Here is a 13,328-nt window from a genome sequence, read left to right on the forward strand (position 1 = left end):
TTATAGAGTATGGCGCATAGGCTTTGTCTACGACAGCTAGACCCACAAACCACGGCCCTGATTGTAATCCGTACTCATTTGTCGGACTTCTTTTACGGAATAGGTCATAAAGCCAATCTGTCGAAGCCGATGAAGGCGACTTTTTTCAAGCCGTGATAACCGACCATCAATCAATGCACTGAACACAACAAGTCGCTCCAGGCTACGACGCACTGCAACGGGGGCTTTAGGAGCTTGTTCGGTAAACATACCAGCAATGGCTGTCTCTGATCGAAGTTCGAATCGGTCTTTCAGTGTTTCGGTAAGCAGGAAATGGGCATAATTGTAAGGTCGGTCCAGAATGGACATGTACTGTAGCGCTTCCAAAATCAGTGGGCGAAACTGATCATTTTTTCCCCATTCTTCATATAGCTCGTGTACAAATTCGCGGATGGTGATAGGGGCCATAACGCGTACCTGTGCTTCGTGTAATACCTGTCTGGACGACCAGACATTCCATAGCGCGTAAATTGGTAGCCCAATAAGGTCTGAAGCCGGTTGTCCAATAAATGGTTGGGCTATAAACCGTACGATCAGAGCAGTTAAAGACGCCTTAATTATATTGAGCAAGAAAAAAAGGGTTAATCCCCAGCGAGGCATGGTTAAGTAAGGGTCAATGCCGAAGCGAAGAAAGCCCGGTTGCGATTTCTCGAAAGCCGCTGTTGCCAGAGCCTGTAAATGACGTTCGTACTGGGCATCATGCGCACGGGGAAACTGACAGACTTCCATGATAATCTTGGTCCCCCAGCCATTTATAGCCAACAATAAGTTGATTTCCAGATAAACCAGCAGCAGTGTGTATAATGTCGTAATTAGGGGTAACTCGTAAGTGTTTCCAAACAACCCTATCGTTGTATGGCTGAATAGTTCAGGCCAGGTGTACTGGGGCAAATACAACAATAAGCCACCGAACACCCCTAGTAGAGCTGCCATGGTTAAGGTTGTGAGTTTTGCACGTCGAATTACCCGGTATTCAACCGGATTGAATACAAAAGGCTCGTCGCTTGGATGCGGTATATCAAGTGCCTGCCGCAAATAGCGTAAGGATAGGTGGTCGAATGGACCCGTACTGTTGTTCGGAGGCCGGGTGGACATGATCGTAGTTTGTAACAGTGAGTTGTGCATTTAACAAGGAAAATACCCAGGTTGTTGGAAAACAATGGGATATAATTAACCCGCTTTGACAGAATGGTAAACCTTCCGGCAATCGTCAATAGGTAAATGCAACCGCAAAGCCCCTTTACAACTTATTGGATAAATGCCCTTCTCCTATGAAACATGTATTTTTTCTCGTTGGCTGCCTATTGGCTGGGCATCTGCACGTATCGGGTCAGGTTGCTCCTTCGCCCAGCACACGGCCTGTTCAACAACGAACAAAAGACGAGATGACAAATGCTGCCAGAACGTTTCTGGCGATGCTCACGCCTGAGCAGAAGCAAAAAGCTACCTTCGCCTTTGGCGATGAAGAGCGATTTAACTGGCATTTTGTGCCCAGAACCCGAAAGGGACTGCCGCTGAAAGAAATGACGGCCGAACAGCGAAAGGCGGCTATGGAGTTGCTCAAAACAGGGCTGAGTGTGCAGGGCTATGAGAAAGTGACGTCCATTATCGATATGGAAAATGTTCTCCGTGTTATCGATAATCGGCCACCCAATGATACCTATCGCGATCCGGAAAATTACTCGTTTACTGTGTTCGGCGATCCTTCCAGCAAAGACCCCTGGGGTTGGCGCATCGAGGGGCATCACCTGTCGTTGAATTTTTCGAGTGCCGACGGAAAAGCTCTGGCTTACACGCCAACGTTTTTTGGCAGTAACCCTGGTGTTTTGCAGTATGATACCCAAATGGCCGATAAACGCATGTCGGACCCACGGGTGAAAGATCTCCCCCAGAAAGGAAGAGAGATTCTGAAGCCGGAAACCGAGCGGGCATTTGCTTTGCTGAAAACACTTTCCGACGATCAGCGAAAACAGGCGATCCTCGATCCAGTGGCTTACCCGGAAATTGTGACCAGCAACAAGCGGAAAGCATCATTGGAAAAAATGGATGGGCTGACGTACGCCGACATGAATGCCCAGCAGAAAAAACTGTTTAAAGATCTACTACAAGCCTATCTGGCAGCTTATCGGATTACACTGGCCAAGCAGCAGATGGATAAGCTGGAGAAAGCTGGATTGGATAATCTCCGATTTGCCTGGGCCGGTGATCTGACGCCCGAGCTGGGCGCTGGTAAAGGTTGGTATTATCGCATTCATGGCCCGACCATTCTGATTGAGTACGACAACACACAAACAAATGCTAATCATATCCATACGGTGGTTCGGGACCTGACCAACGATTGGGGCGAAGACGTATTGGGCGAGCATTATCAGAATACCAGTCACAAATAGTCTACTGCGTCGATCGCATAAACAATGGCCTTCGGAATGCACTGTTTTTCCGAAGGCCATTGTTTATATGGTCGACCTAATAATCATTTAACAACTTTTAAGCCTTTTTGTAGGGTACTTCTTCGTAATTTGTGAAGATTATTTGTTATCAATTCATGAAGAAACTCCTTATCAGCGCGTCGGCTTGTCTATTTTCATTGGCAGCCCTGGCGCAGCAAACGCAGTGGTATCTGCAAGATAAAACCGATAATACGGCCGGAATTAGCGTGGAGCGTACCTATCGCGAACTGCTGAAAGATCGTAAACCTACGCCTGTTGTTGTGGCCGTTATCGATGGCGGGATCGATACAACGCACGAAGATCTTCGGCGGATACTGTGGGTGAATCCGAAAGAGATTGCCGGTAATGGAAAAGACGATGACAAAAATGGCTATGTGGATGATGTACACGGCTGGAACTTCATTGGTGGTAAAGACGGGCGCAATGTCAGCTACGAAACGGCTGAAGTGACCCGATTATATGTCCAGTTAAAGCCCAAGTATGAAGGCAAAGACCGGAAAAGTCTGAAACCCGACGAGCAGAAAGAGTACGACCAGTATGTGAAGGCGAAGGAGGAAGTCGAAAAGAGCCAGTCAAAATATAAGGCAGAATATCAGGGTATCAGCCAATTCTATAGCCAGTATTCGTCGGCGGTCGATAACCTCAAAAAAATGTTGCACGTAACGAAGCTCGACACAATGACCCTCCGCAAGGCTGCCGATACGCTTAGCGATGCCGCTATGAAACGACCTGTGTTGGGTGTACTTCGGTTATTGCGTCAGCAGGGGGCTCCCGATGCCGATGTTGTACTGGAAGAGCTTGAAAAATACAATGAGCAGTTAAAGTCGCGGGCCGAATACAACTACAATCCAGATTTCGATGCACGCTCAATTGTTGGCGACAACCCGAATGACCTGAATCAGCGTGATTACGGGAACAATGATATTGCTGGCCCTCGCCCTGATCATGGTACGCACGTTGCGGGTATCATCGCGGGCGATCGTACAAACAATCTAGGGATTATGGGCGTCGCCGATGCCGTACGAATCATGGGCGTTCGGGCCGTACCCGATGGCGACGAGCGTGATAAAGATGTGGCTAATGCCATTCGGTATGCTGTTGATAATGGTGCCCAGATCATCAACATGAGTTTTGGGAAAGACTATTCGCCCCAGCGTAAGGCGGTTGAGGATGCTGAGCGGTATGCCCTTTCGAAAGGCGTGCTTCTGGTCCATGCCGCTGGAAACGATGGAAAAGACATCGACACAGCGGCCAATTACCCCGCTCCGCGCTTTATGGATGGAACCGCTATTCCAAATGTGATTACGGTAGGTGCCAGTGCCGAGCCAAATAACGCTGAACTGATTGCCAGCTTTTCGAACTATGGAAAGCAGAATGTCGATGTCTTTGCGCCAGGCAAGGATATTTACTCCACCGTACCGGGTAGCAAATACGAGAACAATAGCGGAACCAGTATGGCATCGCCCGTAGTGGCGGGCGTGGCGGCTGTGTTGAAAGCCTATTTTCCCAAGCTGACCTACGCCGATATTAAACGCATTATTCTGCAATCGGCGACTCCGTACACCACCAAAGTAACCCGGCCTGAATCCAGTGATTTAGTAGCCTTTAATACGCTGTCGAAAACCGGCGGTATTGTGAACCTGTATGAGGCTGTAAAACTGGCGATTGCCCAGGAAGCTGCATCGGGCAAGGGTAAATAGTTGAGAAACTCCTAATTGAAAATGAGCAATGGCCTTATAGATTGGTCATTGCTCATTTTTAGTTAGTAGCCTCTATTGAGACTTAGCGTTGGGCAAAGGCTTATTTCTTAATAAATCGACTGGTTTGCGAGGTGAGACCATCCGTTAATTGAAGGATGTATAATCCGGGGGGTAAATCGCCAACCGAAATGGCTCCTTCAAACTGACCATTAGGGGCGGTTAGGGATACTTGGTGGTGCTGGAAAACACCGTGCAGGTCGAATATGCCAATTTGGACCTGTCTTGACGCTGGATTCACGTAACGAATCGAGAGAGTCGTTTCGGCCGGGTTTGGGTAAAACATGATTAGGTTAGTTGGGTCGGGGTTAGTAGCAGTAAGGAGAGCGGTTGTTCGAACCGAGCGAACGGTTGACCAGCCTACACAGGTGTGTTGTGTCACCTGCACTTTATATACACCCGCCTGAGCAACGGCAAGACGATACTCACGGGCGTTGGCAATGGCCTGATCGTTTCGATACCATTGGTACTGATACGAGGTATCGATGGGGGCTTTTAGTGTTACTGTGGCCCCTTGTGGCAGATATAAGTCAGTTTCTTCGGGTAATAAGGTGAGACTATTGACTGATGATGACAGAAGGACTGTTGTGTTGGAAACAGCCTGACAACCATTTTGTGTGACCTTTACCTGGTATCGGCCGGGCTGGTCCGCATTAAGTGTGCTGGAATGAGCGTCGTTAATGGCTGTTCCATCGCGTAGCCAGTCGAACGTGGCGCTGGTGAGGATTCCTCCCTTGATCGGGATCACGGCCAATTGTACCTGACTGTTGGTACTGCAAAGTAGCTGATTACCCAATGGAGTAAGGCTGATTTCGGCGTTCCGAAGGGTAATTGTCACGGGTAGTGAGGTGGCAGAACAGCCGTTTTCGGATGTAATCCGGAGTTTATATGAACCCGCCTGCGTGGCCTGATAGGTAGACTTAGTAGCGCCAGTCAGGAGCGTATCGTTCCGAAACCATTTGTATTGCGTAGCCGTAGAAGCCGTATCCGACTGTAAAAGCAGTGTAGCCCCTGGACAGATGGTAGTATCCTGCGTTGGTACAATGCGAGCGGTCAGTTGGCAGTTTATCCGATAAAGACCGCTGACAATAATCGAGTAAGGCTGGCTGGAGTAAGTCATCTTACCCTTATGCGAAACCGTGATGGTATATGTTTTGCCAGGTATCGGATTGGCAATATATACCTGCTCGACATTGTCGCGGATGTTATCGCCCCGTGTAGCAGCCTGAGCAGGCTGAGCCGGATTCAGGACAAAAGGCAGCGTGGTTTGCTGGCCGTCGCTGATTCGCAGATCAAGGTCATTGACCAGTTTGGGCGTTCGGCTGTTGACCGAAGCAGGGGTAATACTAGTTGCAGTACTTTCTGGATCAGTCCAGGCTAAGGTAACGACGAGTGGCTCGTTGCCTTGTGCTACAACCGATTTCGTGAAGGTGCTGCCCGGTGTCAGGCTTTGTTCCAAAAAAAGATGTGCCCGGTTTTCATTTAGTACTATTCGGGCAGCCGCTTCGGTATTGAGCAGGCCCCAACCCTGGCGGTAATCGGGGCCGACTTCCGGGTTTGGTCGGTCGGCTGTATGAAGGACCAGCCCTTTCAGCGTAGCAGCCCGCATAAATTGCCCCCCCGATAGGGCACCAGCAGCCCGCTGACGTGCATATAATTCCTGTAACAGAAATAAAGAACCCGATACATTGGCCGAGGCCATGGAGGTGCCGCTATAGGTGCCGTAGGCGTTCACACCGCTGCCTACTGACGAGAATACGCTCGTGCCAATGCCAAGTAAGTCAGGCTTGATTCGGCCATCGTCGGTAGGGCCCCAGCCACTGTACGAGGCTGATCCGACAAGTACAGGCTCACTTGGGCCAGAATACGTAATATTGGCAGCGCCAACTGTCAGGACATTTTTGGCGGTGGCGTCGGCCGGAATCACATCATACGTATCATTTCGGCTCCGGGCTACTGTACTCTGTACGTCCGTATTTTTCAGGTAATAGGCTGTGCCATCGGGAGGGCCTGTTTCGGCTCGTTTGTTATCGGCCGAACGAACCATCAGAAAGAATGGGTTATTATAAGCCAGTTTGTCCAAGTCCTGAGTCTTGGTCGAATAAAAGCCGAACAGGTAATCTTCCGTCGCGTTAATGGATGGAGTGCCCCACCATTCCCACTTAAGGTCCGGATTTTTTCCTGGTCTTGAGTCATTATATACCCAGCCTGCTACGGGGCCATAAGCATGGTTAGAAATCAGTAGATTGGGAGCCGCAGTAGTCAGTTCGCTAATGTCATCAGTATAATCCCATACTGATAATTGGGCACCGAAAGCCATCCCCTTTGCACTGGCATTGATGCCTTGAGCTACCAATGTACCTGCTAGATGGGTGGTGTGATCGTTAACCGATGCTCCATTGTCTTTCTGGATAATCTTGGCGTTTCCATAGGGCGTCCCCGCAAATTCCTGATGTGTATTGAGCACCCGACCACCATCCCATAAACCCAGCCGGCCTTCCACTAAAGTCGAATTACCCGACAAGGCAATTGACAAAGAGCCGCCAGCCTGTAAGGCTTGCGTCCGGGTGCCCTGAGCCGCTTCGACATTATGCAGCGAATAATAAACGGGTTGCCCCAGTGGGTCAATTTCCTGCAGGGTAAGAACACGTTGATTGGAATAGTTTTTGCGGATAGGCCAGTGATACCGACGGGCAAATTGACGTGTTTGTTTGCGGTTCTTTTCGTATCGTTTAAGTAAATCGGTTTGCCAATTCGGTACGTCGTTTTGTTGAGAACGTTGTGCCCAGGCAGAGCTATGGGTAGCCCCTGCAAAAAACGCCACATAGATACACAGCAGCAGGCCGAAACCCCTGAAATTCATGCCCTGTGCCTTATAATATGTACTTGACGTGTGCCTGTAGAGCCGTTCCAGATGCCGTTGCAATTAGTGTTTGCGAATCCGTTTTACCTGAACGCTTTGCGTTCGGTCGTCTTCAACAACCACAAAAAACGTACCGTCGGGCAAGTCACTTACATCAACTACCGCTGAATAACTTTTTCCATCCTTTTGTAACGTGGCTCTCCGAAGAATGCGACCCTGCAGATCGGTGAGTTGGAAACTAGGGAGCTGAGGCAATGTAGCAACTGTCCAGGAGATAGTCATCTCCTTCGTGGCTGGGTTCGGGTAGACGCTCAACCCTTCTTCGGCGCTGGTGGGCTCCGTAGCCAGAATACTAATCACGACTTCGCTGGATGTAGCTACCCCGCAACCATTCACATTTCCCTGAACCGCATACCTTCCCGACTTAATTGCCGTGTAACTGGGGGAAGTAGCTCCACTGATCGGTACACCATCCACCAGCCATTGGATCGTGGAAACCGCATTGGAGGTAAGCGTAATGCCATTAGCCGTTACGGTCGGAGTTTGTGGTGTATTGACCGCAACAGTTATAGCCGACGAACTGACTGGCAGGCAGGTGTTGGCTACCCGTACGGTGTAATTACCAGTTGTACTGGCCTGAAAAATGCTGCTTGTGGCGCCAGAAATGAGTTGGCCATTTCGATACCACTGGTAAGTCAGTCCGGTTACGTTCGTTGTTTGTAAGGTTAGGCTGGCTCCCTGACAAATACTGGCTGAGCCCGATGGACTGATGGAAGCAGTTGGGTAAGTGCCCGTCGAAATACTTACGGGTGTGCGTTGTGGGTTCGGGCAGTCCAGCGACCGGACTTTGAGGTTGTAGAAATAATACCAGGACGTTGTAAGCGTATCGGTTGAGGTGCCATTATTGAATAGGGCGCCTTTAAGGGTAACGATGGGTTGCGCGTTCTGCGCTTTGAGTTGATAAGGAACACCAGTAACCCCACTATTGCTCCGAAAGATAGACGCTCCACCTGAGTATGAAATCGTGATCTTGTAGTCGCCTGCTGCCGGAATACGCAGATTTAGCGGATAAATAGCGCCCGGATCGTTGGGGTCGTCCAGTAAATTGCCATTGCTGGTTGTAGCGGTCAGACTTTGGTCACGGGTAGGGGTAACGTCCAGTGTAACGCTTGAAATCGTGGTATTGTCGTACTTAGTGACTGTGAACGTAATCTGACCCGCATCGCCGATGTAAAGTCGGGCGCTTTCAATAAGTAGTGGAACCGTAGTAGAAATGAGTGGGGCTGGTGTATAGGCACCATAGTAGGTTCCGCCACCAAATACAGATTTAGTAGCCGGGCCAATCGTTCCCGAAAAGTCGTTGAGAGCCACGTAAAACTGTCCTGCCGACGGCACTCGTTGTGCAAACGTCTGATTACCGGCTGCTAGCAGGTTGCCACCTATGGGCGTATCGTACCAGAAAGCCGTACCCTCGCCTGTGTTTCGGAGTGAAACCAACGTATCAGAACCGCAGCGGGTAGCTGTAAAGATCCCATTCGTTGGTGTATTGCCTGTGGTTCTGGTTTCGATGATACTGTTGTTAGTGGTATTTTGGTCGGAGTTTAGACTCGTGCTGATCGTAAATCGATACGTCTGTCCGGCAAGCAGTGATGTACTGGCTGGTTTGTTCAGGGTTAAAATACCATCCCGAAAAGCCGAAAGTTTAGGCAGGGTTCCGGTCAGTGTCGTTACGTCGGTATTATTGGTATCCGTAATTTTTACCGTGACGGGCACGTTGGTCTGGTCGACAGAACCGTAATTGTGCAAGCGGACCGTTATGGCCAGATCGGACGTGGTCAGACCACAGAAATTGGCATCGGGCGAAATCAGGGCCGTGGCACCAACGTCGTTTAGTGTCTGGATGATGGTTAGGGTATAATCCTGGGTTTCGCCATTGCCGTAGGTGCCGCAAGCCACCACATTGGCAGGGTTATCGGTTTCGGTTGCCACAATTCGTAAGCGAATCGTCTGTCCGTTCTGAACGTTTCCCGGAATGGTTACCGTGGTAGAAAACTGATCAGAATTCGGCAAAACACTCGATGTCGCGATGGTTTCGCCCGCATCGTCGAAATTGCCGTTCTGGTTCCAGTCGGCAAACGCTTTCACAACGACGTTTTTGACGCTCCCGCATGTGCCCAGCGATACAATCAATGGAATCGGCTGGTTGGCCTGAACGCTTGTGCTAACCTGTGAAAAATCGGTATAGGACGTACAGCCATCGGCTCCGGCCTGGTTGATGCTCCCGAACTGAACCCGGCTGATTTTGGTGTCGGCTGTTGAGTTGGCTTTCGATTCGCAATATACTTTCCCGCCGATGCCGCTCACCACCAGTGCATAATCCTGCTTACTTCCATTCAGGGTACCTTTGTGTGAAATAATTAGCGTGTAAGTCTTTCCCGGAATGGTGTTGGTTAGTAACACCTGTTCGATATTGTCGCGGATGTTATCGCCCCGTGTCGCGGCATTGGCCGGGTTTTCGGGGTCCAATATCCAGGGTTGCCAGGTTGTGGTGCCATCATTGATACGAATATCGAGGTCGTTGACCAGTTTGGGAGTTCGATTGTTCAATGAGGCAGAAACGGCAGCAGCCGGGTCGTTCCAGCAGATGGTCGCAACAAGCTGGCCCCGCCCCGATGCTACTACCTGAATGGTATCGCGCTGCCCCTGATTAAGTGTACGTTCACTGAGCAGGTGGTTCTGGCCGGTGTTGCCAATAACCTGGGCTGCTTTCTCCATATTCAGAAGTCCCCAGCCATATCGGTAGTCTGGGCCGGGCGAAGGACCAGCTTCACTGGCCGTATGCAACACCAGCCCACGAAGGGTCGACGACCGCATAAATTTACCCGCATTGAGCTGGTTGTAATATTCCTGAAGGAGCAATAGAGAACCTGAGACGTTTGGGGATGACATTGAGGTGCCACTCAAACTCACATAGGCACTGTCCGTCCTGGAATTGGCCGACAGCAGGTTGACCCCTATCCCTACAATATCGGGTTTGATTCGGCCATCGTCGGTAGGTCCCCAGCTACTAAAATCCGCGAGTTTAATATCGGATGCTTGATTATAGCCATAAGTCAGGTCGTTCACGGCACCTACGGTCAGGATATTTTTCGCTACGCCGTTTGTTGAAATCTGGTCATAGCCGGTTTGGCGGTCGCGGGTTACAGTACTGAGTTTATTACCGTGATTGACCAGGTAGTACGACTGTCCTCCACCTGGATACCCATCGGCTCCGTGGTCGTTCCCGGCCGATTTTACGATCAAATAATACGGGGCTGCATTGGCAATCTGATCCCAGTTGCGGGCACGTGAGTCATAAAGGCCAAATTTATAATCGTAGACCTGACTGACGGTCGTATCGCCATACCACTGCCATTGGGTCGAACCCGTCAGATCTGGATTATACTGGTAGCCTGCCAACGAGCCATAGGAGTGATTGGAAATCAATAGGTTTGGTGACGCGGCAGTCATTTCCGATATATCGCTCGAATAATCCCAGGCTTGTAACTTGGCTCCAAATGCCATACCTCGTGCCAGAGGATTTACCCCTGCACCGATCATCGTGGTGGCTACGTGGGTTGGGTGTTCTTCGTCATCGACAGCAGTGCTGGCTTTGTCGTTTTGGGTAATACGGCCTTTCAGTTCGACGTGGCTGCTCAGAACAGCGCCCCCATCCCAGATTCCCAACTTGTTTTGTACGGATGCACTGCTTCCCGACAGGTTCAACCCCAGACTCCCTCCCGAATACAACGACGATGTTTTAGTGCTATTGGCCGCCTGCGCATTGCCTACGATGGTCGTACCCTGATAGAGTAAATTCCCAAAATCATCGATGCCGACCAGCTCAACAATACGCCCATTGGAGCGTACCTCCCGCAATGGTCTTCCCAGTTGTTTGGCCAGCGAAACCGCCCGATTGTAGCTGGCATCATGGGCTTGCTGAATCAGTTGACGAAGCTGGGTGATCTGCTGCCGTTGCGCTGACGAATAAGGTATAGACTGAGCCGATACAACGGATTGAATACCTGCCAGTAAAAATGCCGAAAGTAGCCTGTATGGGTGAGACCGTAGAATGTGAAGCATATGGAAAAGGCCGCCTACAGATCAAGAACGAAAGCGTATGTATAGATACGAGAAAAGAGTGACTAATGTTGCGGCTGACTTCGAGTGATGAAATTAATTTGCTTTAACCCGTTCAGCTGATTAATCTTTGTTAGGACTTCGCCAGTGACGGAATACTTGGAGAACGGTCTAACTGGGCCATAAGTAAAGCCGTATGAACTTCTCAAAAATATTATTAGGCTGTTTAGTCCTCCTAAATGGCGGCATAAAAATCAAAAAAATCTCCCACCTGCCGCCCCTTTGTATTACTGGTGAGTTTCGGTTTGGGGATTTGAACCTACCGTATCCGGCGACAGTGGGACAAATTGCAAAATCATATCATATGCGCTTTGAAAGCGGGACATTTGTAAAGGATACCAGTCTAGTTCAGCATAAGCCCAAAATTTATCTGACGTTGAAAAATGAAGTACGCAAAGGCCGATTTGCTTTAGACTCTTACGAAGGTCCAGAAGACATGTATGAGCGCCCTGTGCTGGAATATCAGTTTCATGTTTTGGATAAAGTTTGCTCATTTGATAGCCTTCGTTCAATGATTGAAAAAGAGGCTGGAAAAACATTTCGTACCTTCGCTGCCGCTTCTTATTCAAGCCCTTCTTCCCCCTGGCAGCCACTTTTGAAAGGGAGAACGGTATTTGTTTATACGTTACGCATAAGCGAATGTATGGTCGTTAATCTAACTAATATCCATCAGGCTATTCCAGAGGGTATACCTAACGCCAAAACAGACCCGTTTACCTCTGTCAACTTTTTTCTTTACAAAACGGATAAAGAGATTGAGCAAATGTATGAACCGTTTGAGGTTCGAAATAAGGATTTACTTAGGCGAAGGGATTCGCTAATCAATTCGTTCAGGAAGAACTAATGCTTAATATTAGTCTGAATAACAGATAAAAAGCCTGGCCTCCGTATCTATAAATAACAAAACCTTATGAAATATTTTATATTCTATTACCTCACATTCATCACGTTGAATGCTTTCTCACAGCAGAAAGAGATATATTCCTTTTCTGCTGTAACTGAATCTTTCAGAGTGATTACATCACCACTTGAGTTTATTGGAGATCAGTTCTATGATCGGGCTAAAGGCTTAGACACGTGCTGCCTTTTTGCAATTGGTTCCGCTAAATTTACGGTGCATGACAAAAAGATAGATAATATTTTACTATCCGTCGGTATTCCACAACACCTAAGCCCTATATTGCAAGAATCGATACAAGCTTCCTCATCGTTTTGGGAAGTAATAGCACCTCAAAAAGAGATAACTTTTATCCTGCCAGTTTATATTTTTCCCGCTATAATCTGTGATAGGAAAAACTATCAGGATAGTATTCTTTCTTCTTCAGCTAATATGTTAATCTATCACGATGAGCATAAAATTAACGATGTAAAGCGCTATAATTATCGGCATTTGGCCAAAGGCGTTGAAACTGGAACTATTCTCCCTCCATTATTAATCAAAGGTGAAACCACCATAGATGTTTATCCTGCAAGACGTCGTAATTAGTCTATATAGCTGAGTAAGCCAGCCATACCAGTGAGGTGTGGCTGGTTTGTTTTTGCCTATTGGCTTACGAACTCGTCCATAAGCGTTTGTCCAAAGCAATGTTCTGCTCACCGACTATGGTAATCGTTTGATAAAGCGGGTGGCGGGGATGCAGCAAAATATTGTACGACAAATCCATCACGGCCGAAGGAAGACCTAAACCGAAGTCAACAGGATGTTGGAGCCACTCCATGAGTACTTGCTGGGTAATAGGTAGCGCTGTTGGGTGCGCCCAATCGGCGGGTAAAAAATCAGGATGAATCCAGCGGACTTCACCATCGGGTATGTCGAGCGTAAAGAGCCGTAGGCGGGGCAGTTGGTCATAGCTCACTCGTGGAAAATGAACCATTGTTTCCAGCAAAGCCAGCGCAGGCGATGTAGACGTGTACAGAATGCCAATGCCGGGTGGATTCCAGCGTCCACCTGCTATTTCAGCGCCGATAACCGACAAGGGATCATGCCAGTAGGGCTCTTTTAGAATGCGATAAACTTTCACGCAAGCGAATAGACATTAG

8 protein-coding genes are annotated in these 13,328 nt (G+C 48.9%); 4 read left to right on the forward strand and 4 right to left on the reverse strand.

The window, feature by feature from the left end; genetic code table 11:
- Nucleotides 1-36: 36 nt before the first annotated feature.
- On the reverse strand, nt 37-1,134 hold the full coding sequence (locus tag BGO59_RS12680; RefSeq protein WP_293683990.1) for a hypothetical protein: 1,098 nt from the start codon (nt 1,132-1,134) through the stop codon (nt 37-39).
- 176 nt (nt 1,135-1,310) lie between these two features.
- Here BGO59_RS12680 and BGO59_RS12685 point away from each other — a divergent pair, with 176 nt between their 5' ends.
- Together BGO59_RS12685 and BGO59_RS12690 are read left to right on the forward strand one after the other, a co-directional pair.
- Entirely contained in the window at nt 1,311-2,429 is a 1,119-nt protein-coding gene (locus tag BGO59_RS12685; RefSeq protein WP_293683991.1) for a DUF3500 domain-containing protein, read from the forward strand.
- Nucleotides 2,430-2,584: 155 nt separating this feature from the next.
- Nucleotides 2,585-4,189, forward strand: coding sequence for a S8 family serine peptidase (locus BGO59_RS12690; RefSeq protein WP_293683992.1), 1,605 nt, complete (start codon nt 2,585-2,587; stop codon nt 4,187-4,189).
- Nucleotides 4,190-4,289: 100 nt separating this feature from the next.
- On the opposite strand, the gene BGO59_RS12695 is transcribed toward BGO59_RS12690, so the two are convergent.
- Nucleotides 4,290-7,109, reverse strand: a complete 2,820-nt coding sequence (locus BGO59_RS12695; RefSeq protein ID WP_293683993.1) for a S8 family serine peptidase — start codon at nt 7,107-7,109, stop codon at nt 4,290-4,292.
- A gap of 63 nt (nt 7,110-7,172) precedes the next feature.
- Nucleotides 7,173-11,231 (reverse strand): S8 family serine peptidase, encoded by a 4,059-nt coding sequence (locus BGO59_RS12700; RefSeq protein WP_293683994.1) that lies wholly within the window; start codon nt 11,229-11,231, stop codon nt 7,173-7,175.
- A gap of 193 nt (nt 11,232-11,424) precedes the next feature.
- Here BGO59_RS12700 and BGO59_RS12705 point away from each other — a divergent pair, with 193 nt between their 5' ends.
- Nucleotides 11,425-12,132, forward strand: coding sequence for a hypothetical protein (locus BGO59_RS12705; protein WP_293683995.1), 708 nt, complete (start codon nt 11,425-11,427; stop codon nt 12,130-12,132).
- Nucleotides 12,133-12,198: 66 nt separating this feature from the next.
- Complete coding sequence (locus BGO59_RS12710; RefSeq protein WP_293683996.1) at nt 12,199-12,774, forward strand: hypothetical protein; 576 nt, start codon at nt 12,199-12,201, stop codon at nt 12,772-12,774.
- 64 nt (nt 12,775-12,838) lie between these two features.
- On the opposite strand, the gene BGO59_RS12715 is transcribed toward BGO59_RS12710, so the two are convergent.
- A complete protein-coding gene (locus BGO59_RS12715; protein WP_293683997.1) occupies nt 12,839-13,309 on the reverse strand; it encodes an RES family NAD+ phosphorylase in 471 nt (156 codons plus the stop codon).
- Between the last annotated feature and the right edge of the window lie 19 nt (nt 13,310-13,328).

The sequence above is a fragment of the Spirosoma sp. 48-14 genome (genome assembly GCF_001898575.1).
Taxonomy (GTDB): domain Bacteria; phylum Bacteroidota; class Bacteroidia; order Cytophagales; family Spirosomataceae; genus Spirosoma.